Genomic DNA, 24,245 nt, shown 5'->3' with positions numbered 1-24,245 from the left:
ATCTTTCTCCAAAGCCTTTTCAGTGAATTAAATAATCATATTGGTGAAGTTCAGGATTTCTTTCGAAGGATTCCTGGCAATCCTCACAAATTGACTTTATTTCAACATCACCATCTTCATTATATGAAACCATTTGGGTTCGTTCCTGGCGATTCAGAGCAAAGAGTCCAAGCTTTATTGTATCAGCCGTCACCATATCGAGAGACCCCAGCTCTGTGCCGCAATGCCTGCATTTATAATGGATAGCCATCATTATCCTCCCCTGCCCAACTAATTATTTGTAGTATGGACTTTCATAGGGCTAATTATTCAGGCCTTTCCATTTTATGAGTATAACACTGCGAACATGCTCATGCTTGATTGAAGTCATTCATTACCTGCAAAAAGGGATTTTCAAGCCACGCCTCACAAGCAGCGGCACTTTTGTTTATAGCTTCCTCTATAAGCGGACCTTCTTCCTTACTAAAACGGCCTAATACATAATCCGGAACAGCCATCCCGACAGGAGGCCGGCTAATTCCTATTCTGATTCGATTGAACTCCTGTGTCCCAAGGTGCGCAATCGTGGACTTTATGCCATTATGGCCACCTGGGCTCCCCTTTTGCCGAAGCCTGATTTTACCGGTAGGCAGATCAAGGTCATCATATATAACCAATAGGTCTTCTGTATCCAGCTTATAAAAGTCCATGGCAGCCCGGATTGCCTCTCCTGACAGATTCATGTATGTAAGTGGCATTAGAAGAAGGACCTTTTCTCCTTTATGTACTCCAGATCCAAACACCCCTTTATGTTTGGCTTGATCCATAGCAATACCAAGACGGTCAGCCAGCAAAGCAATAACTTCGAATCCCACATTGTGGCGAGTTCCGGCATACTGTCTGCCTGGATTACCCAGTCCAACGATTAATTTCATCAGAATCCCCCTTTTTCCAATACTCATTATGTGAAAACAAGCAAGGTATGATTTTAGTTTAAACCATAAAAGACGTAACCTTGTAATTAAGGCTACGTCCTCACTTTTATTCTTCTTTTTCAGAGGCATCCGAAGGTTCGGTTTCTCTTCCCTCTTCGTTATCAGGTGCCCCGCCATCCTGTTGTTCACCGGTATCGATTTCTTCCTCAACTTTCGGAGGAAGGATGGAGACGACAACTTCATCCTCTTCATGATTAATTTCGTATTTACCTTCTGTATTTAAGTCCGCTACAGTCAGTGTCTCATTTACCTGCAGGTTTGTTACATCAACCTCAAGGGCAGAAGGGATATTTTCAGGGGTGCTCGTAATCGAAACGGTAAAGAGCGGCTGCTGCAAGACTCCGCCATCCTTCACGCCTGCTGCTTCTCCCACGAGTACAACGTTGACATCGACATTGACTTTTGAAGACTTATCAATCGCAAGAAAGTCGGCATGGAGGATTTCATTGTTAATTGTATCCCTTTGATAATCAGTCATAATGACATCCTGTTTCGCTCCATCAATATCCAGAGATATAATGCCGTTTCTGCCTACCTCTTTTATAGTTTTCGCAAAGTCGGCTGAACTAATGTATACAGGTGTGCTATCTACTTTTGAACCGTAAACGACTGCGGGTATATTCCCTTGCCTGCGCAGCTGCTTCGGACGCAGCCCTTGTTCTCCACTGCGGTTTTTAGCTGATAGAACTGTGCTCATCATGTATCCCCTTCCTATTCTTTCATCGTTTTGTCCTTCTATTAAAAATTGCCCCAAAAATGGAAGGTCTAAACTCACAACATTCTTCAGCTTAAAGAGAACACACCCGAAATCACAAAAATAGATACAAGGAAAAGGGCCAATCTAAACGGACCGGCCCTGGTATTTTAATCAAACAACGTGCTGACCGACTGTTCTTCGTGAACACGGATAATCGCTTCGCCAATTAAAGGTGCGACCGAAAGGGTTTGAATTTTTGCAATCTTCTTTTCCTCACCCAATTCAATTGAGTTTGTCACGACAAGTTCTTTGATCTTAGAATTCTGGATTCTCTCAATTGCCGGGCCAGACAAAACTGGGTGAGTACAGCAAGCATACACCTCAGCGGCGCCATTCTCGACTAGCGCATTAGCAGCTAGTGTAATTGTACCGGCAGTGTCAATAATGTCATCAATCAGGATGGCTATCTTCCCTTCGATATTACCGACAATATTCATAACCTCTGCCACATTCGGGCGCGGACGGCGCTTATCGATTATGGCTATTGGAGCTTTCAATCGTTCAGCCATTTTACGGGCACGGGTTACACCGCCATGGTCCGGGGAAACGATGACAATATCCCCTTTTATATCACTGCTTTTAAAATGTTCGGAAAGAATCGGTACACCCATTAAGTGATCAATCGGAATATCGAAGAATCCCTGAATTTGCGGAGCATGCAAATCAAGTGTAATGACGCGAGTAGCCCCTGCTGTCTCAAGAAGGTTCGCCACAAGTTTTGCAGTGATAGGTTCACGTGCACGCGCCTTCCTATCTTGGCGGGCATATCCGTAATATGGCATGACAATATTAATGGTTTTTGCTGAGGCACGCTTAAGGGCATCAATCATAATCAGCAATTCCATAATATTTTCATTGACTGGCGCACTGGTGGATTGAATGACATACACATCGCAGCCACGTATGCTTTCTTCAATGTTGATTTGGATTTCTCCGTCACTGAAACGCGTAACGGAACATTTTCCAAGCTCAACCCCGATTACTTTTGCAATTTCATCGGCAAGCTGATAATTTGAGTTTAAACTAAATACCTTTAAATTCGGATCTAAATACTGGTTTGACATGATGGCCTCCAATTGGAATCAATTATTTCTTTCTATCGAGTTTTTGCACATAGTTCTCTTTATTAACCTGGCGTGCTCTGGCAACCGACAAGGCTTCAGGCGGAACATTTTCGGTGATGGTGGAGCCAGCGGCAACATAAGCGCCCTTTCCAATTGTCACTGGGGCAACCAGGTTAGAGTTGCAGCCAATAAAAACCCCATCTTCTATTCTGGTCAAAAACTTATTTTTGCCATCATAATTAACTGTAATGGAACCACAGCCAATATTTACCTCGCTGCCAACTTCTGCATCACCAATATAGCTTAAGTGAGATGCTTTGCTGGAATCCCCCATAACAGCCTTTTTAATTTCAACAAAATTGCCTATTTTAACTTCGTTTCCAAGCTTGGAATCAGGGCGTATATGAGCGAATGGTCCAATGTTCACCTTAGAGCCAATCGAACTATTAAAAGCTGCAGATTGCCTGATAACTGTTTCATTTCCTATTTCGCATGATTCAATTTCGGTATTGGGGCCAATTTTACAATCCGAGCCAATGGTGGTTTTTCCACTAAGAATGGTTCCCGGCAGGATAATTGTGTCCTGGCCTATTTGTACATCCGGCCCAATATACGTTGCAGCCGGGTCGATAATTGTCACACCATTTCGCATATGTTTTTCATTCAGGCGGCTTCTCATGATCCGCTCCGCCTCAGATAACGCGATCCGATCATTTACGCCAAGTGATTCCGCAGGGTCATCTGTCATATATGCGGTGACAATTTCCCCTTGTTTTTTCAAGATTTCAATGACATCAGGAAGGTAGTATTCGCCTTGGGAATTTTCATTTGATACATTTTTGAGGGCAGAAAACAATGCTTGATTATCAAAACAATACGTTCCAGTATTAATTTCAGTAATTGACCTTTCTTCATCACTGGCATCTTTATGTTCAACTATTTTCTCTACATGGCCTGATTGATCCCGGACAACCCGTCCGTAACCTGCAGGGTCCATCATCTGAGCAGTAAGCACAGTCGCCTTTGCACCTGTGGCGCTATGGTGATTGAACAATGCTTCCATCGTCCCGGAAGTGATTAATGGGGTATCCCCGCAAACAACGAGTGTAACGCCTTCTCTATCAGCAAGCTGCCCGGCTGCCTGCATAACGGCATGAGCCGTACCAAGCTGTTTTTCCTGAAGAGCATAGCTGCTCTTTTCCCCGAGCTGGGCTTTTACCTTTTCTGCTCCATGACCAATGACGGTCACTATTTCATTTATCGAAAGCTTAGATATTTCATCAACAACATGCTCTACCATTGGTTTTCCACAGACAGGGTGAAGAACCTTGTAAAGCTTGGATTTCATGCGTGTCCCTTGGCCGGCGGCTAGGATAACAGCAAAACGGTTCGACATGAACATGCCTCCAATATCAATTAAATACAGCAAAAATGGCATTTGATAAGTACAATTCCGGAAGCGTGCCATTTTCTGTTTATCCAATTTAAAATATTAACGTAAATAGGCTGTTATTTCAAGGTTACCGAAGGAATGTATATTTTTTACACGGGGAAGTATAGCGGAACCATGCCGGGGAAGTTGCCGGGAATAAATAAAAAAAGAGCCTGACTATAAGAGTAGGCTCTAGTTGCATTATGCTTACGAAGCTCCTGCTTCTTCAAATTCAACTTCTAATTCCCCGAGGCGGTGATACTCAGCGAGGACCGCTTCCTGAATTTTTCCGCGGGTACCGGAATTGATCGGATGGGCAATATCGCGAAACTCCCCATCCGGAGTCCGCTTGCTCGGCATTGCCACAAACAAGCCATTGTTGCCATCGATCACGCGGATATCGTGGACGACAAATTCATTATCGAGCGTAATAGATGCAATCGCTCTCATCCGTCCTTCTGTATTTACGCGGCGCAATCTAACGTCTGTCACTTCCATACCTTCACACCCTTTTCTCGTGAATAAAAACCTAATACTATATTCGTCACAAATTTCCGTTTTCCTTCTTTTAATTTAGATTTTTTAGAAAAAATTCACCAAATTAGTGAACATTAGCAAAAATGGTATAAAATGGTGTGAGGCAGGGAAGATTAATTTTTTACGAGTGCGATAACTTCTATCTCAACTAACACATCTTTAGGGAGCCTCGCAACTTCCACAGTCGATCTAGCCGGCTTATGGACAGGGAAGTATTCAGCGTATACTTCGTTTAAAACCGCAAAGTCATCCATATTTTTTATAAAAACAGTTGTTTTTATGACGGTATCTAAACTTGCACCGGCTTCCGCAAGAACAGCCTCCAGGTTTTTAAATACTTGCCTTGTCTGGGCCGCAATATCGCCTTCCACCAAAACCCCCTGATCTGTAAGGGGAATTTGGCCGGAACTGTAAAATATATTATTTACAACCATTCCCTGAGAATAAGGACCAATGGCTGCGGGCGCCTTTTCAGTCTGAACTATTTTCATAGATTTTCCTCCTTTTAGATTTTGTTGAAATAATTCCCTTTCCTTACACTTATACGTTTTTCACGAACATCCACATCAGCAAGCTGGACAAGCGAGATATATTCGTCGACAAGTCTTTCCTCAATTTTTTCCGATTCTACGAGGACGGCTATACCGGCTACTGTCGCTTTGAATTCTTCCAAGAGGCTAATCATGCCGGCTACCGTTCCTCCAGCCTTCATAAAGTCATCAACAATCAGTACCTTTGATCCCTCTGCAAGGCTTCTTTTGGAAAGGACCATGGTCTGAATCCGTTTAGTTGAACCTGATACGTAATTGATACTGACTGTGGGCCCTTCTGTAACCTTATTGTCACGCCTAACTATAACCAGCGGTACATTTAATTCTGTTGCTACTGCATAAGCGAGTGGGATTCCTTTTGTTGCTACTGTCATGACTACATCTATTTTTGTTTTTGCATAGCCAGAAGCCATTATTTTGGCTGCAGTTTGTACTGTTTGGGGATTGCCAAGAATGTCTCCCAAATATAAGTAGCCCCCGGGCAAAAGCCGGTCAGGCGTAGCAATCAGTTCACAGAGTCCGTTTACAAAGCTTTCCGCTTCCTCTTGGCCGATTTTCACTAAAAACCTAACACCACCAGCCGCACCAGGAACCGTTTGGAGTGTTCCTATGCCACGCTTTTCAAATGTTTCCTTTATGATTGCCAGGTCCTCGCTAATCGAAGACTTAGCCGAGGAATACCGTTCAGCAAAAAATGTTAACGGGACAAGTACCCGAGGGCGTTCTAACAAGTAATTTGTCATATCAATAAGGCGTTCGCTGCGACGAAATTTCATGAGGACCTCCAAATACCGAATATTTTACTTTAAATTTAACATAAACATCCGGATTTATTCAATATTACGTTCTCCGAGCATCCTTACGGCGAACACTTGGTCACAAAAACCCCTGAGGCCGTTATAAATTCTGTGCATTCTTGAATCATGTTTAACAAGGCCAAAAACGGTGGGGCCGCTTCCACTCATAAGGACTGCATCTGCCCCAAAGCGTTTCATTTGGTCCTTAATTTGAGCTACTTCGGGGTAATGCTTTAACGTTACTTCTTCAAGGACATTTCCCACATTCTTGCATACACCTTGATAATCACTGCTGGTTATTGCGTTTATCATCGCTTTTGTATTGGGATGTATAATTCCTGAAATATCAAGCCTTCTGTAAACATCAGCAGTTGAAACTCCGGTAAAGGGTTTGGCAAGAATGACCCAGCACGTTGGAGGAGCGGGTAAACTCTCAATTATTTCTCCACGTCCGGTTGCACGGGCAGTTCCTCCATAGACACAAAACGACACATCCGAACCTATTTCTGCTCCTAGTACCGCAAGTTCATCCAGGGAAAGCCCCAGTCCCCATAATTTGTTTAAGCCTCTCAAAGCTGCTGCTGCATCACTGCTTCCCCCTGCTAGCCCCGCCGCAACAGGAATTGTTTTATCAATCGATATGGTTACACCTTGTTTGACCAGGAATCGATCCTTCAGCAACTGAGCCGCCTGATACGCAAGGTTTCGTTGGTCATCTGGAACAAAACGGCTCTGGGAGACTATTTTTATTTGCCCATTTTCGTTGGCAGATAACTCAAGGCGGTCAGCCAAATCAATTGTTGTCATAATCATTTCTACTTCATGATAGCCATCCGGCCGCTTATATAGTACGTCCAGGGATAAGTTTATTTTTGCCGGGGCTTTAACTAAAAGCTTCACTGAAGTCCACCTACTTTTGTCTAAATACAACAAGATCACTAATTTTGTCCTATTTTACCACAAAACCTGTCCGATAAGACCTTGTTTAGCGAAGTACTGCCAAAAATATAATGGTTTCTCACTCATCAGTGACTGTTTTGTTCATGTTCCCCTTATTTCAATCCTTAACTTTAGACGAGGAATTATGCCGGGTAAGAGGAGGAGCATCCCACTAAAAAGCCCAGGATCTTCATCCTGGGCATGCCGCAATGATTTATTGTTATTTTAATGCTCGAAGACGGTTGTTAGCCGTGTTCAGGTCTTCCGTTTATGAAGCCGATCAATGCCAGGATGTTCTCGATCGAATTCAGTAACAGCATAACTGCCACTTTCCGTTGAGGCCATTCTGGCAAATCTTTTGAAGCTTAGTCTTCCTGCTATTATCAGGTTTCCAAGCTTTTGAAAAGCAGGCTTCATTGCCGCTCCTGTATGAGCTGCTGCTGGGCGAGTTCAATTGCACGCTTAACCATATTTCCAGCATCACGTGCTCTGATGCCGCCCCAGCCTTCCCTTTCAACGACATCATAGAAACCAAGGTCCTTTGCTAGTTCCTCTTTAAAACGGTCTGACATTATTCCTCTTCTTCTGGCCATTTAAAACAACCCTCCAATCAACCGCGGCATTATTTAGTATGCAAACCATTCTATTTTTCATCCTTATGTAAACGGCAATACGGAAGCTGTAAACTGTTTCTTTAAACAGCGTGTAGAAAAAATTACTTTGCTCCAAAGAGGAGAACAGTCATTCTTAATTTGTCGAATTATATTCTGCCTAATAAATAGGCTCTTATAAAAAAACAAAACAGCGGGCTATGTTCCCACTGTTTTGCATGTTTATATCCTAGCTTAAAGCTGCCTGTCCTGCTGCTTCTTCATAGAAGGTAATTTCGACTGTTTCGGTGAGTACATCTGCATAGCTGTAAGAAACACGTTCAAATGCATTTTCTTCCTGGTCCAGTTCAATAACAAAAACTGAAGGGTAGGTCTCCGCTAAAATGCCGGAGCGTTCAATGGTCTTCCTGCGGCCTCCATTCGCTTTTAACAGAAGCCTTTTTCCCAAATTTGAATCCAGAGCCTTTTTGATATCGGCAAGTGTCTTTGGCATTCGATCCACCTCACTGTGTAAAGTATAACACGCTGACATAATTTTGTCAAATAAAAAAAACATAAATTATATAGTTCTTGAAAATGATTGTCAATATTTTTTGTTCTACTTTTTCTTGTAAAATTCAACAAATGTTATAATGCCCGTACCTTATCCGATATATGTACATATTGTAAAGAAAGGAAACTCCCTTAATTTGTAAGTAAGCTTTCCCTGTTATCTCTTTTAAATTCTGTTTTGTCTCTATCAGCAAAAAAAATAAGCCCCGAATTCCAAGGCTTATTCCCCTTCTTCCGCATATTCCGGCCGATACGGCATACCAGTTCTCAATACTCCCTTTGTTTCAATTCCGCCAAGGCCCTTTTCACCTGTTAATGTATTCCTCAGTACATCCCATACATTGATCCGCTCCATAAAAGGAGTAAAACTAATTTTTGCAACAATATAAACCGGATCGAGGGCATGGATATTGATTCTTGAAGGCGAACTGGCAAAATTAGCTCCAGCTGTTATTAGAGATTCGAAATGTGACTGGCAGGCTCCCGCAAAAATCACTAACTGGTCAAGGTGAGGAATTTTCCGCCTTGCCTCCCTAACAGTCTGGACAAAATGCTTTGAATGACGGTATGCATTAATATCACTCATTTTACCTTTTGACTTGGAATAAGCATCATGCCCTGTTACCACTAATATGTCGGGACGGTAATAATCGAGGAAGTCCCCTACCCTTTCAGGCATTTCCTTTTCGTTGCAGTGAATTCCATACACCGGAATCCCAATTTTCTCATATAGAGCAAGGCATTTCTTCAGATATGCCTGATCTCCATCAAGGTGGAGGACTTTACCCGGTATCTGAAAATAGTTTGCCGGTTTTGCATAGCCTGAAGTAGCCTGGTATTCCTGTCTCTGTTTCAGAAGCGTAACGTCCTGCCGAAACAGCTCCAGCGACTGTTCTTCCTTTGATCGGTATTCGTTGGACAACTTCTGCCTTTCCGACTGGCCCATTATGATTAGGTCTTCACATGGCGCATCGGCTGCAAGGCGGACATACTCTCCATACAAATAAGCCACTTGCTGCCCATCTTTTTCAATGATATCAATTACTCTGAATAAAATATCACAGTTATACGAACGCCTGCCGACAATATCCATCCGTTTAATAGCCACAGAAATTCACCCCAATAGGTTTCTTTCATAAGCTATGCGTTTTTTAAAAAACAGGTGACAAATGAGAATAGGTCAGCTAGGTCTTCTGGCAAAAGAAACGATATACTTTCAGAAAACACAACATAGATCACTATGATTCCAATGGTTTGAAAACAGGCAAAAGGACATCGCTTAACCGGGCAAACTCCTCCAGTGAAAGAGTCTCGCCACGCCGGGTTGGTTCAATACCAGCCTCATGCAACGCCTTAATGATTGATTCCTTCCTCTCTTTACCGCTTTCAAGTTTGCTTGTAAGGTTATTCAGAATTGTCTTTCGGCGTTGGGCAAAGCTTGCTTTTGTTACTTCGAAGAAAAAGTCTTCATTTTTAACCTTAACCGCCGGTTCCTTTCTAACTTTGAGCCTGATAACAGCAGAATCAACATTTGGCTGCGGTACAAAAACTGTCTTGGGAACAATCATAACTACCTCAGCCTCTGTATAGTATTGAATAGCAATCGAAAGCGAACCATAATCCTTTGTGCCTGGACTTGCCGATATCCTGTCTGCAACTTCTTTCTGAAGCATAACTACAATCGCCCTGACAGGCAATTGTTCCTCAAGGACTTTCATTATAATCGGTGTGGTCACATAATAGGGTAAATTAGCAGCAATCACTAAATCTGTATCAGGCGTGAATTCTTTGTCAATTACACTTTTTACATTCGCTTTTAAAAAGTCACTATGAATGATTTTTACGTTGTCATATGGCGATAAAGTATCTTCGAGAATTGGAAGCAAACGCTGATCTATCTCAAAAGCGACTGTCTTTTTGCTTGTTTTAGCGAGCTGTTCTGTCAACGCCCCTATACCTGGCCCTATTTCAATTGCAGATGTCTCTGGGGTAATTCCTGCTGCCTCTACAATTTTCCTTAAGATGTTTGTATCGATTAAAAAATTCTGTCCAAGGCTTTTTTTAAATGAAAATCCATATTTTTCAAGAATCGCCCGTGTCCTTAATGGGGTTGCAATATCCTTATTCATTTGTCTCCTCCTCACGGATTGCTTGAAGGGCTTCCGCAAATTGCTGTCTGCTAATTTGGAACATCTTCAGTCTTTTATATAACTGTTTGCCATTTGTATACCCTATCTTGAGCAACTTCCCAATCTGTTCTCTCCTATAACTTGATCCTTGCCCACCAATTAGCCCTGAGGCAATTAAATCTTCCTGTGTAATCTCCTCAATTGCCTCCTCATTCATCCATTGTGCATCTCTTAAAGCCTTCCGAATAGCCTCGCCGCTAGCATGCTCAACACCAAGGCTATAACCAGCCTTTCCTCTAGCATCGTCCTTTTCGAGGAAAGCATGCTTGCATCCAGGAACTCTATTGGAAATCTCATTCCGAATTTTCTCTCCAGGAAAGTCGGGATCTGTAAATACAATGACCCCCCTCACTTTCTTTGCCAGCCTGATTCTTTCTATTGTTTCATCGTTAAGGGCGGAGCCATTTGTCTCAATGGTATCTGCTTCCACTGCCCTTTTAATTGCAGTGGTATCGTCTTTCCCTTCCACTACGATGATCTCTTTTATTTTCATTGTTTTCCTCCAGTAAAAACCCACTAAATAAATGGTACTATGTATTTCCGATCCACAAAGGGAAGCATTTCAGAATAGTTAGCCCATGGACACAAAAGAATTCACTGGAATAAACATCGCAGTGACAGAAGTCCTTGGGCTGTCACGAGGAGTTCTCGGGACGTTGAATAACCTTCCTTGAGAAAGACCCACAGGAGAAGATGCGAACCCATATTGGAGCGAGCTTTCGCGCCTTCCGTTTCAACTTTTATTAATAAAATGATACTATTCACGTACACTTAAAGTAATTATTATATTTTTGATACAAAAATGAAACCATTTTGTAACCAAAACCGTCTATATAGATAAGACATTCCCTTCCCTAGTATAAGAAAAAACGCTGCAAAAACAAAATGCAGGGAATCATCCCTGCATTCGAAGAAGACTATTTAGTTTAGAACCTTAATCTTTACCTTCTTTTTCCCCCATCGGTAGGCATCCGACAGGTTAGGGAAAAACACATCTATTTTATGTCCCTTTATTGCGGAGCCTTTATCAGCGGCTATTGCATATCCATATCCTTCGACATATACCTTAGAGCCAAGCGGAATAATTCTAGGGTCGACAGCTATTACTTTTAAATTTGGGTTGGAACGAAGATTAAGCCCAGTCGCGGTAATACCCGAGCAGCCATTGCATCCTGCCGTATAAGCAGTCGAAGATACATAAAACTCCTTGCCGCCCGAAGGCATGGAGCCACGAGAGACCTGTGCCACAAGGACTCTTGTACCGATTGCAACAATTTTATCTTGTTTTTCCCGAACCGTACTCTCACTTACCAGCTTCCGGGAAATTTCTTTTCCATTTTCGAGGACTACTTCAAATTTTCTGTTTTTCAATCCAGGCTTTCCTTCTTGAACAACCTTCTCTTTTCCTTTGGCAAGTTTTGCATCCTTCTTTGTGACTACAGCGAACTTAATAGGTTCTTCCACTACATCGGTGACTTTTTCTACCCGAATGACTTTAATCACGGCATTTTGTTCAACCTTTTCGTTTAGAGAGGGTTCAACTCGATCCAGTTCTTTTAGTGTAATGCCTTGCTGTGTTAAAAAGTCAGCGACAGTAGCCGAAGTAGACCATACTTTTTGTTCTTTTTTATTACCATCAATTAAAGTTAAATAAAGTGCTTTGGTGATTTTAATACTCATTTTGTCGCTGATTGGTTCTTCAGGTTTTGCAGAAATATCATCTTGCTCAATCAAGGAAATCTTCTGCTCTTTCAGGAGCTCAGCAACCGTATCGGCTGTTGTCCAAACCGTTTTTTTCTCGTTATCTTTGACAATTTCAACCTGTTTAGCTTGTTTCCAGACAATTTCAAGGTTATCTTTCACCTTGGTTTTAACCGAAGGAAACAAATAATCGTTTGAGTTTATGGCAACCTTCAGTTCCCTTAAAACCTCTTCCACCGTGCCCGCATGGGTCTCAACCACCTTTTCCTTGCCATTCAGTGTTAAGGCGACTGTTTTTTTAGTCCCCTCATAAAAAGAGAATCCAACGGTGATCGTAAAGACTAGGAAACTAGCAATATAGATTACCAGTTTTTTTCTACTCAAAGAGATCGGAAACAGGCTTTTCATGTTTTTGAATCCGATGAAAAACGCCTCCTTTTCTTGGAGTGATTATATAGAACCATATTACCAGATGTCAAATCTGACCTTGCCGAAGGTAGTTCTAATTATGCACATCCTTTCGCAATTTGCAAAGAATAACTTATCGACATGATTATCCTATGTAGATAAGGAGACGTGTAGAACTATAAGTTTTTCGTTATGATTTGGACAAGCAGCTGCCTATTTCGACACCAATCGCCGTCAACTTATGCCGAATATCCTTTTTGCATTAGAAGTTGTCACATTTGCCACATACTCAAATGGAACCTCCTTAATCCGGGCAATCTCTTCAGCCACAAGGCGGACATGGGCCGGTTCATTTCGTTTGCCACGGTATGGGTGGGGAGCAAGATAAGGGCAATCTGTCTCAATCAGCAGCCTTTCCAACGGTATTTCCGCGGCAACCTCTTTCGGTTTCTTGGCATTTTTAAAGGTCACAGGTCCTCCAAGCGAAATATAGAAATTCATATCAACGCATTCCTTCGCAGTTTCAACACTTCCGCTAAAGCAATGCATGATCCCACCTACTTCAGCTGCCCCTTCCTCCTTTAATATTTCAACAATATCGGCTGTTGCTTCTCGATTATGAATGACAATCGGAAGTTTCACTTTTTTTGCGAGTCTTATCTGCTTCCGAAAAACCTCTTTCTGTATATCCTTTGGGGACTTGTCCCAATAATAATCGAGTCCCATTTCCCCTATTCCTACTACTTTGGGATGACTGGAAAGCTTCTCAATCCACTCTAAGTCTTCGTCTGTCATATCGATTGCATCAACTGGATGCCAGCCAACAACAGCATAGATATACTCATGGGCATCCGCCAGTTCAATCGCCTTTTTTATTGTAGGCTGGTCAAAGCCCACTACAATCATTGTTTCTACTCCATTTTCTTTTGCCCGGGCAATTACATCATTTACATCGTTTTCATACTGATCCGCATTTAAGTGTGTATGAGTATCAATAAGCATCAATAACGCACCCTCTCTGATGAAAAAGGGAATGCTTTCATACAGGCATTCCCTTCTTATTTAAAAATTATTTTTTATTTAATTTTGGTCCCATTCGGCAGATTTTGATCTACTGAAGCGAGCGACAGAGTTCCTTCTGTTTTACCAGCCAGGATCATTCCTTGTGACAGCTCTCCGCGAAGTTTGACTGGCTTCAGGTTTGTAACACAGATCACCTTCCTGCCAATTAGTTCTTCCGGCTTGTAGTATTCAGCTATACCAGAGACTACCTGGCGTTTTTCATAGCCAAGATCCAATTGAAGCTTTAACAATTTGTCTGCCTTCTTAACTTGCTCAGCGTGGAGAACCTCCGCAACCCGCAAATCGACTTTCATGAACTCGTCAATCGATATTTCTTCAGTTCCGGGTGCCTCGCCTTTATTTTCCTCTGGCTTTTTCTCTTGTACCACTGGTGCTGAACCTTGCATTTCCGCTTTGATGAACTCTACCTCTTCAGCGATTTCGAGGCGCGGGAATAAAGGATTCCCTTTTGCTACTTTTGTTCCAGCAGGAATCTTGCCAAATTGAACAAGACTATCCCAGGCCATCAATGATTCATCAGAAATACCCAATTGTTCAAAGATTTGCTGTGGTGAACGGGTCAAGAAAGGCTGGAGCATAACGGCCACTCTGCGCAAGGACTCAGCCAGGTGAGACATAACCGACTCCAATTCGGATTTTCGTTCTTCATCTTTGGCCATAACCCAAGGCTGGGTTTCATCAATATATTTATTTGAGCGGCTGACCAACTGCCAAACAGCAGTTAACGCTACTGAAAACTCCATTCTTTCCATTGCTTCTTCATACTTTTCGACAGTTTCCTTATTTACTGCCAGAAGGCTATCATCAAATTCGGATACTGAGCCAACATAAACAGGAATCTCTCCGTCAAAGTATCGATCAATCATTGCCACAGTTCTGTTAAGGAGATTGCCAAGGTCATTTGCCAAGTCAAAGTTTATCCTTTCGACAAACCCTTCCGGAGTAAACACACCATCCGCTCCAAAAGGAACTTCCCGAAGGAGATAATAACGAAGTGCATCCAGTCCGTACCGGTCTATAAGAGTAACCGGGTTGACAACATTGCCCTTGGATTTGGACATTTTTCCATCCTTCATCAAAAGCCATCCATGAGCAAACACTTTTTTAGGGAGAGGCAGATCAAGAGCCATCAGCATAATTGGCCAATAAATTGTATGGAAACGGACGATTTCTTTTCCTACGAGATGGACATCAGCCGGCCAATATTTTTGATATTTTGTATCATCTTCACTGCCATAACCAAGGGCAGTAATATAATTCGACAAAGCATCGATCCACACATAGATGACATGTTTTGGATTTCCCGGAACCTTAATCCCCCAGTCAAACGTGGTACGGGAAACAGCAAGGTCTTCGAGGCCAGGCTTTATGAAATTATTGATCATTTCATTTTTTCTTGATTCGGGCTGAATGAAGTCAGGGTTTTTCTCATAGTAATCGAGAAGCCTATCAGCATATTTACTCATTCTAAAGAAATAGGATTCTTCTTTTACTTTTTCTACCGGCCTTCCACAGTCTGGGCAATTCCCTTCAACCAGCTGCCTGTCTGTATAGAATGATTCACAAGGCGTACAATACCACCCCTCATATTGGTCAAGGTAAATATCGCCTTGTTCGACAAGCTGGGCAAAAAGCTTGTCGACCGATTTTTTGTGCCTGTCCTGAGTTGTTCTGATAAAATCATCATAAGAAATATCTAGTTTTTTCCAGAGATCCTGAATACCTTCAACAATCCCATCGACATACTGCTGAGGTGTCAATCCTTCTTCTTTGGCTTTCCGCTGGATTTTCTGCCCATGCTCATCCGTTCCTGTCAAATACATTACATCATAGCCGCGCATACGCTTGTAGCGTGCCATTGCATCACCAGCCACCGTTGTATATGCATGCCCTATATGCAAATTTCCGCTAGGATAGTATATAGGCGTTGTCAGATAAAATGTTTTTTTATTTTCTGCCATGAAGACCCCTCCTATTTATAAAAAACAAATACAGTGCTATTTAAGTCATTATTGCCTAATCACTTCAGCTTCTATCAACAAAATATACCGAAAAATCAACTTTTCTGCAATAACAGGGACTTTTTCCTGTTTACTAAAATGGCTGCCGGAATTTTTTATTTTCTATCCCTATAAAAACCAAATGATTCCCGAATAGTATATTGGTCGATAGCAAGTTTTGTTGATTTTTGTCGAATAATGAAAAACTTCCCGATTTTTTATTATTGCAATAAAGTTTTTTAAATATTCTCTCTCTTCTATCTTTTTTTGAAAATCTGTTTTAAAAACCCCTAATTTATCAAGGTTTTTAGCACTATATCCAAAAGTTGCTATTGTATTTTTAAAAGAAAGTAATTGACGAATATGGGAATGACTGGTATCATAATGTTATTAAACAAATGTCGAATAATGACGAACTTTGTAATAGTATTATTAGAGAAATAAGGAAAATGAGAGGAGTTATTTTATATGAAATCTACTGGTATTGTCCGTAAAGTTGATGAGCTTGGCCGGGTTGTTATCCCAATTGAATTAAGACGTACTTTAGGCATTGCAGAGAAAGATGCTCTTGAAATTTATGTTGACGATGAGCGCATCATTCTAAAAAAGTATAAGCCGAATATGACTTGCCAGGTAACTGGTGAGGTTTCTGATGATAATGTTGCACTTGCCGATGGCAAGTTGATCTTGAGCCGTGAAGGCGCAGAACTGCTTCTAAAGGAAATTCAGGATGCTTTCTCGAAGTAATCCTTAATAGGAAAGAGGCTTCCCCAGCAGGGTGAAGCCTTTTTTGTTGTAGTTGATAAGATATAAAAACTGTCAAAGGCGTTTCCGCTTTTGTTCTTTATTCAACATGATATTCATGATAAATATCCCGTTTGCTCATGCCCCGGTCTTTCGCAACAAGCTTAATTGCTTCCTTGGAAGACAGCTGATTTTGATCCATATAAGAATTGACATGTTCTTTAATTGATAAGTCTTTCCACCATGTTCCCGCTTCGGCAGTGTCATCCCCTGTACCGCCTTCAAGAACTATACAAAATTCTCCTCGGACTTCACCTTCTCCACACCATTCAATTACCTCCGAGACAGAACCTCTGATGAATTCCTCATATTTCTTAGTCAATTCCCGGCAAAGGGCAATTTTCCTGTTTCCGAGTATTTCCAGTATAAGGGTTAACGTTTCTTTGAGCCGGTGTGGTGATTCGTATAGGATTATTGTGCCGTTCTGGTGTCTTAGCTGCTCCAGTTGCTTCTTTTTCTCCTTCCTTTGCCTTTGGAGAAATCCAAAGAAATAGAAGGGCTGAGAAGGTAAACCGGATGCAATTAACGAGGTTAAGGCTGCGTTTGCACCTGGAAGAGGAACAACAGTAAGCTGTTCCATTATTGCTAACTCGACTAAATCAAAACCCGGATCTGAAATCGCCGGCATCCCTGCATCACTGACCAGCGCAACCTTCAATCCATTTTGTAATTTTCCTATTAGCTTGGGTCCGCTCGTTTCCTTATTATGTTCATGATAGCTCACAATAGGAGTTGCTATGTCAAAGTAATTACATAGCTTCCTTGTATTCCTGGTGTCCTCCGCAGCAATGACATCTGCCTCTTTTAGAATCTTGATAGCCCTAAAGCTTATATCCTCGAGATTTCCAATTGGCGTTGGTACAAGATAAAGGATTCCTTTTGATTCCTCATTTTCAAAGCTTTTTTGCTGCCACATAGACCCCACCCTCTTCCATTGCCAAAAAATCTTCCTTCTTCTTTCTTGTAAGCTGTTTAAAACGATATTCTTCCTGCATGGCTTCTGTCTTTGTCGGAAAGGACTTAGCAAATATAAGTGTAACAGGGCCCCGGGCTCTCGTATATTTAGCTCCCTTTCCTTCATTATGAAGTTTAATCCTCCTGGAAAGGTTAGTTGTGTAACCGCCATAGAAACTTCCATCCCGACATGATAATACATAAAAATAATGGTTAGTTTCTACCATATAAAATCTCTCTTATTTCAGGAGTGTATTCGTTTTGGCTATTGTACACGGTTATAGCTGGAAGTACCTTAAGGCCTGGCTGTCCATCTTTTGCGGCTTCAATCAGCAAGGTATTAGCTTCCTTTCCTTCCTTTGGAAAAACAAACTGGACTTTTTTTGGCTCAAGTTTGTACTTTCTCATCAATTCAATGATTTCAATCAGCCTTTCTGGCCTATGTACAAACGCAACCTTGCCGCCAGCCCGGGCTAAAGCAGCTGATACTCTAATCGTATCCTCCAATGTACAGAGGAGTTCATGCCTGGCAATTGCAAGGTGCTCATTTTCATTAATTTCACCTTTAGGAGGTGTTTTGAAATAAGGCGGATTACACGTTACAACATCAAACTTTCCGTAGCCAATTTTTTGTGGCATATCTTTTATATCACCAAGAATCATCGTTAGCCTATTGTCCAACTCGTTATAGCGGATACTTCGTACAGCCATATCATACAGCCTCTCCTGTATTTCTACCCCCGTAATCGTTCCCTTTGTGCGGGTACTTAAAAACAACGGGATAACCCCATTGCCGCTGCATAAATCAATAAGATTTCCTTTTTGGATCGGCACGTATACAAATCTGGATAGAAGGACAGCATCGAGAGAAAACGCAAAAACAGATGGGCTCTGAATGATTCTAAGGTTTTCTGCAAGTAAATAGTCAAGCCGCTCATCATCTTTTAACTCAACCATCCTATACCCTCCAGTGCATTCATTTGTTTTTTAACTATATAAGTTATATTTTCTAAAATGGCCTGTTGATTTTCGTTCCACAATGGGATGCCTCTTAGAGTTTTCATCACAGGGACACAAAGAAAAGCTCCATGGAATAAACATCGCAGTGACAGACGCCCTTTGTCTGTCACGAGGCGCTTCGCGGACCTTAGGGGCGTACGGTGAGCCTGTCTAGCTACGCCTCCATATGTCTTTCTTCTCGTCGCCCTTGGTGTCTACGGGGTCCCACCTGTCCCGCTACTCCCGCATCACGTCGAATAATCTTCCCTGAAATAGCACCGCAGAAAAAAATGTATTTTTTCCATTTTCGAAAGAGCTTCGCACCCTCTATTCCAATCAACAGGGCTGCCAAAAACAAATTTTAAAATTCAACATATATAATTTATAGTCTTCCAGTAAACAATTTCTCAAACTCATTCTTTTTTGGATTAGACAGGAAAGTTGGTTTCTAACCTATTGTTGTCCAAAAAAAAGGCCTTCCTATTAATAAGGAAGGCACTATTTTTTATTCAAAAATGACAGGCAGAATAAACAGTCGCCTTCTTTTCGCAAGCTTCCAAAATGCAAATTGCAAATATGGAAACCTTCCTGATAAAGTCGGGCAAGATTATCATAACCCTCTCCAATATCAACAGGCTTGCTCCCGGTTCGGCCTTTCTTTCCCTTCTTCCCGGCCGAGTCCGTCTGTTCTTCGGATTTTTCCAGCCGGCGCCTTAAAAGGTCGTTCTCAAGCTTAAGAGAGTGGTTCTCCTCAAGTATCTCAGCCAAATGCTCCTTTAATTCGCCTAATTGCTGGTAGAGGTTTCCGATTTGCGTTTCCATTGAGCCGACCGACTCAAATATTTCCTTTTTATCCACGTATTCCACCTCATTAGTCTGTGGATGGTATAGAAAAAGCACCTTCTTTAAGGATTTCCTCCAAAGTGTATTCAAGAACCTTTTCTTGTTCCTTAATCTCCACTTGGAGTACCCGTTCAAGAATATTCAGGCCTACAACCTTGCCTCTTCCTAAAGGGGTAGAAATAATTTCACCCAAATCGGGAAGAAGGTCCTTTGCCGTTTCATATTCATCGTTTTCATATTTTAGACAGCACATGAGCCTTCCACAAAGGCCGGATATTTTGGTTGGATTTAAAGAGAGGTTCTGGTCTTTTGCCATTTTAATTGAAACTGGATCAAAATCACCAAGGAACGTGGAACAGCAAAGCATCCTTCCGCACGGACCAATACCGCCCAGCATCTTCGCTTCGTCCCTTACACCAATTTGGCGAAGTTCAATTCTTGTCCTAAAAATGGAAGCAAGGTCTTTAACCAATTCTCTAAAATCAACTCTGCCATCTGCAGTGAAATAAAAGATAACTTTATTTCTGTCAAAAGTGTATTCAACGTCAACTAGTTTCATATCCAGTTGATGGCCGCTAACCTTTTCGCAGCAAACATCATATGCTTCTTTTGCTGCATGCTTATTTTCCTCTACAATGAGTTTGTCCTTTTGATCTGCAATCCGTACGACCTTTTTTAAAGGCAGGACAACGTCATGCTCGTCCACTTGCTTCCGGGCAATGACTACCTTTCCAAATTCAACGCCCCGTACGGTTTCAACTATAACATAGTCATCCTTGTTGATTGGCAGATCTCCGGGATCAAAATAATATATTTTACCCGCTTTTTTAAAGCGTACCCCAACTACGTCATACAAATGCCGATCCCTCCTGCAATTTTAGCACGAGCTGCTCCATCAATAGCTGCGGGTTCATATTGGCTTGTAGTTTCCGCTTCGCCTCAAGCACCGCAGCCATTTGATCTGGCAGGCTGCTCATCCGGGTATGCAGGGCAAATTGCTGGAGCCGCCCTGCTTCCCTCCTGAAAACAATTTGCTCCTGTTTTCCCAACTGTATATATAATAGGTCCTTAAAGACAAGTAATAAAAGATCCAGGCCAAGGTCAATCTGTTCTTTCTCTTTAAAGTGCACAAACCATTCCCTCTGAAGTGCGACCATAGCTTCAAGAGGATTTTTTTTGAGCACTTCATATAATTTTACCACTATCTTTTGGGCTTGTGCAAACCAATCCTGAACGTTTAGTTCCATTGCCTCATGAATATTATTTGTCAATTGGGCTAGCAGCGGAGCAGTATCGGGATCCACCCCATGGGCTATTAATTTTTTTATAAATATATCAGGAACTAGGGGCTGAAATGCAATCGTTTGGCATCTTGATAATATAGTAGGCAGCATTCGCTGAGGGTTTTCTGTCAATAAAAGGGCAACTGTATCAGCCCCTGGCTCTTCCAAGAATTTCAGTAGGGAATTTGCCGCGCCAACTGACATCTTTTCAGCATCAATCACCATATATACTTTTCTGGATGATTCCATTCCCTTTTTGGAAAATTCCTCCTGAAGGTCCTTGATTTGCTGTTTTTTGATGGATAGGCCATCCGGTTCAATCAGATGAATGTCAGGATGGTTTCCGCTAGTAATCCGTTTGCAGTTTAAACACGTCTCGCATGGTTTATAGCCATCAATAGAATTTTCACAGTAAAGAGCTTTGGCTAAAACAATTGCGGTATCCCGTTTACCTGTGCCGCGCATTCCTTCAAGTAAATAAGCATGGGCAATTCTGCCCTTTAAAAAGCTGTTTTTGATAAGTGTTGTTACTGCCGGTTGCATTTCAGCTAATTCATCCCAGGTCATTGCCACATTATTCACCTGCTACTCCCTCTGGAAACTCCATAGCCAGATATAGTCAAATTAGAATTGTAGGAATTGTTCAATTGGAAGGACAAATACCGTTGCACCGCCAACCTCAACCTCAACCGGATAAGGAACATATGAATCAGCATTTCCGCCCATTGGTGATACAGGAGCCACGAGCTGATCCCTTGATTTACAGTTATCTCTTATAATATCAAGAGCCTTTTGTACACGTGCATCTTCTACCCCAATCATGAATGTTGTGTTACCGGATTTAAGGAAGCCTCCTGTCGTCGCAAGTTTTGTCGCCCGAAAATTATGGTCAACAAGTGCATTTGACAGCCGGTTGCTGTCCTGGTCCTGTACGACTGCTATAATTAATTTCATTGATTTCAGCCTCCTAAAAGGTTCTTCCTTTCATTATATCAGGAATTTTGTGTCCCGACACTCTTTCAATCAATGAATAGTGGTATGATAATTTTCCCATCATCGCAATCCTCGACAAGGAGTTTTTCTTTATCCTATTTATAAAAAAGTCCTCCCTATTTAAGAGGGAGGATTGAGTCAATAATGCCCTTTGCCGAATGGAATACATCTTCTAACTCCAAGGACGCATCAACTTTTTTAATACGCTCAGGGAACTGTTTCAACAAAATTAGATAGCCTTCTCTAACTTTACTATGGAAGCTAAGTTCTTCGAGATCAAGCCGATTGACTTCTCTGTCTTTGTGCTTCGCTATCCTTTTAAGACCCTTTTGGGGTTCAATATCAAAGTAAATAGTTAAGTTTGGCATCATCGATTCAATGGCAAACTCATTTATATTGTAGACCTCATGTATTCCAAGCCCCCGGGCGTGACCTTGATACGCAAGTGAACTGTCAATAAATCGGTCACAAATGACGATGCTCCCTCTTTTAAGTGCAGGCATTACCTTTTCAATAAGATGCTGTCTCCGGGCAGCTGCATAAAGCAGAGCCTCTGTCCTTGGGTCCATGGCTGTATTTTCCGGCTTTAGAATGACTTTACGGATTTGTTCCGCGATGTCAATTCCGCCTGGTTCACGTGTTAGTACAGCATCATATCCTGATTTGATTAAATGCTCGGCAATCATTGCTGCCACTGTCGACTTCCCTGCACCTTCGGGGCCTTCTATTGTGATAAATAATCCTTTAGTCATAGTAATCTCCATCTGCTCCTCTTTAAACAAAGACAAGGATTTTCCCTTCATCCAGGTGAATACCACCTTGAAAGCGGGCTCCTTTTTGCCTCAATTCCATCAGTCTTTTTATTGTGTCCCATTGGAGCCTTTCCCCTTTTATAACAAGAGGTATCCCCGGAGGATAAGGAATAATCGTTTCCGCTGATACCCTCCCGGTTGCTTCCAAAATGGGAGCTGGAAAAAAGGGACGCTCTTGCATTTCTTTATAGGTCAAGGCCAATTCGGAATATCCATTCGCCGAAACCACAGTGGCGTCTGGTTCATTTAACATGCACTCAAACTCGCTTAAAATAGCCTCTAGTTTTTTAACTGTATCATCAAATGGGTAAACCATATCCTTTTTCAAGAGAGGCAAAACAAATAATACATTATGTGAATCTGCTAGTTCCGTATATATGCCCGCCTTCACCAATTTCTCCTGAAGCTCGAAACCAGTAAGCTGGCACGCAGATTGGATGGTAACCTTCAATGGATCTCCTTTACCAGGATAATCAAGAACTTTTATTTGTTTAATTCGGCCAAGTTTTTCCCGAAAGGATGTTACTTGTCCAGTCAAATACTCAATGTCGGATTGATTATATGATGCAAGGTAACTCCTTGCTATATCCAGTGATGCCATAATCGGATAAGATGGGCTGCTGGACTGGAGGATTTGAAGTTGTTCTTTGATTTTTTCTACAGACACCAGGCTGCTGTTAACATGTAAATAAGACCCCATGGTCAAAGCAGGGAGGGTTTTATGGGCTGACTGGACAACAACGTCCGCCCCCTGAGAGCATGCTGAATCAGGAAATGAGCTTCCAGCTGTAAAATGAGCACCATGAGCTTCATCAACAAGTACCGGAATCCCCTTCTCATGTGCTGCCTCAACAATGTCCTCTATTGAATCAGCCATGCCATAGTAATTTGGATAAGTCAAAACGATGCCCTTTGCATCCGGAAACTGATCTATTGCCTGTTTAACAGCCCTATAATTAACGCCTCCCGCTACTTTCCAGCTGCTAATGTAATCAGGTTCAATAAACAAAGGCCTTGCCTTTGCAAGCTGTATAGCATTCATAACAGACTTATGGCAATTCCGCTGTACAAGTATCCTGTCATTTTCCTTACAGACAGCTAGAATCATGGCCAGATTACCTACAGTTGAACCATTTACTAGAAAGAAGCTTTTTCTAACATTATGCACCTCAGCAAGAAGCTGTTCTGCTAGCAGGATCACACCCTCCGGAGAATGAAGATCGTCAAGTTCAGGCAGTTCCGTTGCATCTATTTTCATTATTCCAGAAAAATAATTCTCAGTCGCCAAGGTAGGAACAAACCCATACTTGTGCCCTGGTACATGGTAAGAAACAGGTTTTTTTATGCTATGTAAATGTAATGCAGTGTATAAAGGTGTTTTAGATTGATCCATTTTTACTCCTATTTACAAAAGTCTTTTCCATTGTAACACGTCTTTTGAAACAAAAAAATAAAAGCCCTTTTGGACTTTTTTAAGAATAGATGCTTGGTGCTGTAACTTTCCGAAGTTGTTTTAGGTAATATGGATATTTGGGATCATTTGTTTCGGTCTTTATCATATCCATTTCACACTCCATGCATATAAAAGAAGTGTATAAATGGATTCCTTTTGTTTTGATTTCCCCGCAAACTACACACGTTTCACTAACTGCCTGAGAACTCACTTCTCCCACCTCCATATGGTAAGTATGTCCATTCCCTGAAATTTGTATACAATTTTATGAATTGTCGCGTAGACAGCTGCCATTCTTAGTGTATGTGAATCCGCCCATTTCGTGTATGTCTACCGTCAAAATCTTTTAACATAATTTCATGTAATGTTTATGGTATGTAAGATTTTTTGTGAAGCTATAAGTGATAAAGATTATGTTCCTTATCAGACAAAAAAAGGACAAACCCAGATTGGGTTGTCCTTAATTGTTGCCCGGCAGCGTCCTACTCTCACAGGGGTTTGCACCCCAA

At 41.7% G+C, this 24,245-nt stretch carries 28 protein-coding genes; 1 reads left to right on the top strand and 27 read right to left on the bottom strand.

What is annotated here, in order from left to right; translation table 11 throughout:
* Window positions 1-19: 19 nt before the first annotated feature.
* The 17 genes from A8F94_RS24615 to metG form a co-directional block, all read right to left on the bottom strand.
* The gene (locus A8F94_RS24615; RefSeq protein WP_066207291.1) at window positions 20-250 is read right to left on the bottom strand and encodes an anti-sigma-F factor Fin family protein; all 231 of its coding nucleotides are present in this window, start codon (window positions 248-250) and stop codon (window positions 20-22) included.
* Window positions 251-350: 100 nt separating this feature from the next.
* Complete coding sequence (gene pth, locus A8F94_RS24610) at window positions 351-914, bottom strand: aminoacyl-tRNA hydrolase (RefSeq protein ID WP_066207286.1); 564 nt, start codon at window positions 912-914, stop codon at window positions 351-353.
* A 106-nt stretch (window positions 915-1,020) separates the two neighbouring features.
* On the bottom strand, window positions 1,021-1,674 hold the full coding sequence (locus tag A8F94_RS24605) for a 50S ribosomal protein L25/general stress protein Ctc (RefSeq protein ID WP_368072813.1): 654 nt from the start codon (window positions 1,672-1,674) through the stop codon (window positions 1,021-1,023).
* Window positions 1,675-1,838: 164 nt separating this feature from the next.
* On the bottom strand, window positions 1,839-2,795 hold the full coding sequence (locus A8F94_RS24600) for a ribose-phosphate diphosphokinase (protein ID WP_066207281.1): 957 nt from the start codon (window positions 2,793-2,795) through the stop codon (window positions 1,839-1,841).
* Window positions 2,796-2,817: 22 nt separating this feature from the next.
* Complete coding sequence (glmU, locus tag A8F94_RS24595; protein WP_066207278.1) at window positions 2,818-4,191, bottom strand: bifunctional UDP-N-acetylglucosamine diphosphorylase/glucosamine-1-phosphate N-acetyltransferase GlmU; 1,374 nt, start codon at window positions 4,189-4,191, stop codon at window positions 2,818-2,820.
* Between the two features lie 243 nt (window positions 4,192-4,434).
* Complete coding sequence (spoVG, locus tag A8F94_RS24590) at window positions 4,435-4,725, bottom strand: septation regulator SpoVG (RefSeq protein WP_042453823.1); 291 nt, start codon at window positions 4,723-4,725, stop codon at window positions 4,435-4,437.
* Between the two features lie 152 nt (window positions 4,726-4,877).
* The gene (locus tag A8F94_RS24585) at window positions 4,878-5,255 is read right to left on the bottom strand and encodes a RidA family protein (RefSeq protein ID WP_066207276.1); all 378 of its coding nucleotides are present in this window, start codon (window positions 5,253-5,255) and stop codon (window positions 4,878-4,880) included.
* Between the two features lie 14 nt (window positions 5,256-5,269).
* Complete coding sequence (purR, locus tag A8F94_RS24580) at window positions 5,270-6,091, bottom strand: pur operon repressor (protein ID WP_066207273.1); 822 nt, start codon at window positions 6,089-6,091, stop codon at window positions 5,270-5,272.
* A gap of 54 nt (window positions 6,092-6,145) precedes the next feature.
* On the bottom strand, window positions 6,146-7,012 hold the full coding sequence (gene ispE / locus A8F94_RS24575; protein ID WP_066207272.1) for a 4-(cytidine 5'-diphospho)-2-C-methyl-D-erythritol kinase: 867 nt from the start codon (window positions 7,010-7,012) through the stop codon (window positions 6,146-6,148).
* A 452-nt stretch (window positions 7,013-7,464) separates the two neighbouring features.
* The gene (locus tag A8F94_RS24570; RefSeq protein WP_066207269.1) at window positions 7,465-7,644 is read right to left on the bottom strand and encodes a small, acid-soluble spore protein, alpha/beta type; all 180 of its coding nucleotides are present in this window, start codon (window positions 7,642-7,644) and stop codon (window positions 7,465-7,467) included.
* Window positions 7,645-7,891: 247 nt separating this feature from the next.
* Window positions 7,892-8,155 (bottom strand): biofilm formation stimulator Veg, encoded by a 264-nt coding sequence (gene veg, locus A8F94_RS24565; RefSeq protein ID WP_043931802.1) that lies wholly within the window; start codon window positions 8,153-8,155, stop codon window positions 7,892-7,894.
* 279 nt (window positions 8,156-8,434) lie between these two features.
* The gene (gene yabG, locus A8F94_RS24560; protein ID WP_066207266.1) at window positions 8,435-9,322 is read right to left on the bottom strand and encodes a sporulation peptidase YabG; all 888 of its coding nucleotides are present in this window, start codon (window positions 9,320-9,322) and stop codon (window positions 8,435-8,437) included.
* A 130-nt stretch (window positions 9,323-9,452) separates the two neighbouring features.
* Window positions 9,453-10,343, bottom strand: a complete 891-nt coding sequence (gene rsmA, locus A8F94_RS24555) for a 16S rRNA (adenine(1518)-N(6)/adenine(1519)-N(6))-dimethyltransferase RsmA (protein WP_066207264.1) — start codon at window positions 10,341-10,343, stop codon at window positions 9,453-9,455.
* Window positions 10,336-10,896 (bottom strand): ribonuclease M5, encoded by a 561-nt coding sequence (rnmV, locus tag A8F94_RS24550; RefSeq protein WP_066207258.1) that lies wholly within the window; start codon window positions 10,894-10,896, stop codon window positions 10,336-10,338. The genes rsmA and rnmV overlap by 8 nt, the downstream gene beginning before the upstream one ends.
* Window positions 10,897-11,324: 428 nt before the next feature.
* The gene (locus A8F94_RS24545) at window positions 11,325-12,512 is read right to left on the bottom strand and encodes a G5 and 3D domain-containing protein (protein ID WP_066207255.1); all 1,188 of its coding nucleotides are present in this window, start codon (window positions 12,510-12,512) and stop codon (window positions 11,325-11,327) included.
* A 234-nt stretch (window positions 12,513-12,746) separates the two neighbouring features.
* The gene (locus A8F94_RS24540; protein ID WP_066207252.1) at window positions 12,747-13,514 is read right to left on the bottom strand and encodes a TatD family hydrolase; all 768 of its coding nucleotides are present in this window, start codon (window positions 13,512-13,514) and stop codon (window positions 12,747-12,749) included.
* Between the two features lie 74 nt (window positions 13,515-13,588).
* Entirely contained in the window at window positions 13,589-15,556 is a 1,968-nt protein-coding gene (gene metG, locus A8F94_RS24535) for a methionine--tRNA ligase (RefSeq protein ID WP_066207249.1), read from the bottom strand.
* 507 nt (window positions 15,557-16,063) lie between these two features.
* Between metG and A8F94_RS24530 the strand changes: the two genes are divergently transcribed.
* Window positions 16,064-16,342, top strand: a complete 279-nt coding sequence (locus A8F94_RS24530) for an AbrB/MazE/SpoVT family DNA-binding domain-containing protein (RefSeq protein ID WP_066207247.1) — start codon at window positions 16,064-16,066, stop codon at window positions 16,340-16,342.
* Between the two features lie 97 nt (window positions 16,343-16,439).
* Here A8F94_RS24530 and rsmI read toward each other — a convergent pair whose 3' ends face one another.
* The 10 genes from rsmI to A8F94_RS24480 all read right to left on the bottom strand — a co-directional run bounded on the left by rsmI (window position 16,440) and on the right by A8F94_RS24480 (window position 23,962).
* Window positions 16,440-17,315 carry a 16S rRNA (cytidine(1402)-2'-O)-methyltransferase gene (gene rsmI, locus A8F94_RS24525; RefSeq protein WP_066207244.1) on the bottom strand — a complete coding sequence of 292 codons (876 nt, stop codon included), beginning with the start codon at window positions 17,313-17,315 and terminating at the stop codon, window positions 16,440-16,442.
* Window positions 17,293-17,580, bottom strand: coding sequence for a GIY-YIG nuclease family protein (locus A8F94_RS24520; protein WP_066207241.1), 288 nt, complete (start codon window positions 17,578-17,580; stop codon window positions 17,293-17,295). The genes rsmI and A8F94_RS24520 overlap by 23 nt, the downstream gene beginning before the upstream one ends.
* Window positions 17,567-18,310, bottom strand: a complete 744-nt coding sequence (locus A8F94_RS24515) for a tRNA1(Val) (adenine(37)-N6)-methyltransferase (protein ID WP_066207238.1) — start codon at window positions 18,308-18,310, stop codon at window positions 17,567-17,569. Before A8F94_RS24515 ends, A8F94_RS24520 begins: the two co-directional genes overlap by 14 nt.
* Window positions 18,311-18,850: 540 nt before the next feature.
* Window positions 18,851-19,210 (bottom strand): DNA replication initiation control protein YabA, encoded by a 360-nt coding sequence (gene yabA, locus A8F94_RS24510; RefSeq protein WP_066207235.1) that lies wholly within the window; start codon window positions 19,208-19,210, stop codon window positions 18,851-18,853.
* A gap of 13 nt (window positions 19,211-19,223) precedes the next feature.
* A complete protein-coding gene (locus A8F94_RS24505; protein ID WP_066207232.1) occupies window positions 19,224-20,051 on the bottom strand; it encodes a PSP1 domain-containing protein in 828 nt (275 codons plus the stop codon).
* Window positions 20,044-21,051: a DNA polymerase III subunit delta' gene (gene holB / locus A8F94_RS24500; RefSeq protein WP_139070178.1), complete on the bottom strand. Its 1,008-nt coding sequence runs from the start codon at window positions 21,049-21,051 to the stop codon at window positions 20,044-20,046. The genes A8F94_RS24505 and holB overlap by 8 nt, the downstream gene beginning before the upstream one ends.
* Window positions 21,052-21,102: 51 nt before the next feature.
* Window positions 21,103-21,432, bottom strand: coding sequence for a cyclic-di-AMP receptor (locus A8F94_RS24495; RefSeq protein WP_066207230.1), 330 nt, complete (start codon window positions 21,430-21,432; stop codon window positions 21,103-21,105).
* Window positions 21,433-21,587: 155 nt separating this feature from the next.
* Window positions 21,588-22,223, bottom strand: a complete 636-nt coding sequence (tmk, locus tag A8F94_RS24490; protein ID WP_066207367.1) for a dTMP kinase — start codon at window positions 22,221-22,223, stop codon at window positions 21,588-21,590.
* Between the two features lie 22 nt (window positions 22,224-22,245).
* Window positions 22,246-23,676 carry an aminotransferase class I/II-fold pyridoxal phosphate-dependent enzyme gene (locus tag A8F94_RS24485; protein WP_066207227.1) on the bottom strand — a complete coding sequence of 477 codons (1,431 nt, stop codon included), beginning with the start codon at window positions 23,674-23,676 and terminating at the stop codon, window positions 22,246-22,248.
* A gap of 79 nt (window positions 23,677-23,755) precedes the next feature.
* Window positions 23,756-23,962 carry a sigma factor G inhibitor Gin gene (locus tag A8F94_RS24480; protein WP_066207224.1) on the bottom strand — a complete coding sequence of 69 codons (207 nt, stop codon included), beginning with the start codon at window positions 23,960-23,962 and terminating at the stop codon, window positions 23,756-23,758.
* Between the last annotated feature and the right edge of the window lie 283 nt (window positions 23,963-24,245).

It is taken from the genome of Bacillus sp. FJAT-27225, assembly GCF_001685025.1.
GTDB lineage: Bacteria > Bacillota > Bacilli > Bacillales > Cytobacillaceae > Bacillus_D.
The sequence above is the reverse complement of the archived record's forward strand: the minus strand, read 5'-3'. Positions and strand labels throughout refer to the sequence as shown.

Excerpts from the sequence above, each read along its gene's own strand:
- A8F94_RS24615 (WP_066207291.1), bottom strand. The coding sequence starts at position 250 with ATGGCTATCCATTATAAATGCAGGCATTGCGGCACAGAGCTGGGGTCT.
- pth (WP_066207286.1), bottom strand. The coding sequence starts at position 914 with ATGAAATTAATCGTTGGACTGGGTAATCCAGGCAGACAGTATGCCGGA.
- A8F94_RS24605 (WP_368072813.1), bottom strand. The coding sequence starts at position 1,674 with ATGATGAGCACAGTTCTATCAGCTAAAAACCGCAGTGGAGAACAAGGG.
- A8F94_RS24600 (WP_066207281.1), bottom strand. The coding sequence starts at position 2,795 with ATGTCAAACCAGTATTTAGATCCGAATTTAAAGGTATTTAGTTTAAAC.
- glmU (WP_066207278.1), bottom strand. The coding sequence starts at position 4,191 with ATGTCGAACCGTTTTGCTGTTATCCTAGCCGCCGGCCAAGGGACACGC.
- spoVG (WP_042453823.1), bottom strand. The coding sequence starts at position 4,725 with ATGGAAGTGACAGACGTTAGATTGCGCCGCGTAAATACAGAAGGACGG.
- A8F94_RS24585 (WP_066207276.1), bottom strand. The coding sequence starts at position 5,255 with ATGAAAATAGTTCAGACTGAAAAGGCGCCCGCAGCCATTGGTCCTTAT.
- purR (WP_066207273.1), bottom strand. The coding sequence starts at position 6,091 with ATGAAATTTCGTCGCAGCGAACGCCTTATTGATATGACAAATTACTTG.
- A8F94_RS24570 (WP_066207269.1), bottom strand. The coding sequence starts at position 7,644 with ATGGCCAGAAGAAGAGGAATAATGTCAGACCGTTTTAAAGAGGAACTA.
- veg (WP_043931802.1), bottom strand. The coding sequence starts at position 8,155 with ATGCCAAAGACACTTGCCGATATCAAAAAGGCTCTGGATTCAAATTTG.
- rsmA (WP_066207264.1), bottom strand. The coding sequence starts at position 10,343 with ATGAATAAGGATATTGCAACCCCATTAAGGACACGGGCGATTCTTGAA.
- rnmV (WP_066207258.1), bottom strand. The coding sequence starts at position 10,896 with ATGAAAATAAAAGAGATCATCGTAGTGGAAGGGAAAGACGATACCACT.
- A8F94_RS24545 (WP_066207255.1), bottom strand. The coding sequence starts at position 12,512 with ATGAAAAGCCTGTTTCCGATCTCTTTGAGTAGAAAAAAACTGGTAATC.
- A8F94_RS24540 (WP_066207252.1), bottom strand. The coding sequence starts at position 13,514 with ATGCTTATTGATACTCATACACACTTAAATGCGGATCAGTATGAAAAC.
- metG (WP_066207249.1), bottom strand. The coding sequence starts at position 15,556 with ATGGCAGAAAATAAAAAAACATTTTATCTGACAACGCCTATATACTAT.
- A8F94_RS24530 (WP_066207247.1), top strand. The coding sequence starts at position 16,064 with ATGAAATCTACTGGTATTGTCCGTAAAGTTGATGAGCTTGGCCGGGTT.
- rsmI (WP_066207244.1), bottom strand. The coding sequence starts at position 17,315 with ATGTGGCAGCAAAAAAGCTTTGAAAATGAGGAATCAAAAGGAATCCTT.
- A8F94_RS24520 (WP_066207241.1), bottom strand. The coding sequence starts at position 17,580 with ATGGTAGAAACTAACCATTATTTTTATGTATTATCATGTCGGGATGGA.
- A8F94_RS24515 (WP_066207238.1), bottom strand. The coding sequence starts at position 18,310 with ATGGTTGAGTTAAAAGATGATGAGCGGCTTGACTATTTACTTGCAGAA.
- A8F94_RS24495 (WP_066207230.1), bottom strand. The coding sequence starts at position 21,432 with ATGAAATTAATTATAGCAGTCGTACAGGACCAGGACAGCAACCGGCTG.
- tmk (WP_066207367.1), bottom strand. The coding sequence starts at position 22,223 with ATGACTAAAGGATTATTTATCACAATAGAAGGCCCCGAAGGTGCAGGG.
- A8F94_RS24485 (WP_066207227.1), bottom strand. The coding sequence starts at position 23,676 with ATGGATCAATCTAAAACACCTTTATACACTGCATTACATTTACATAGC.
- A8F94_RS24480 (WP_066207224.1), bottom strand. The coding sequence starts at position 23,962 with ATGGAGGTGGGAGAAGTGAGTTCTCAGGCAGTTAGTGAAACGTGTGTA.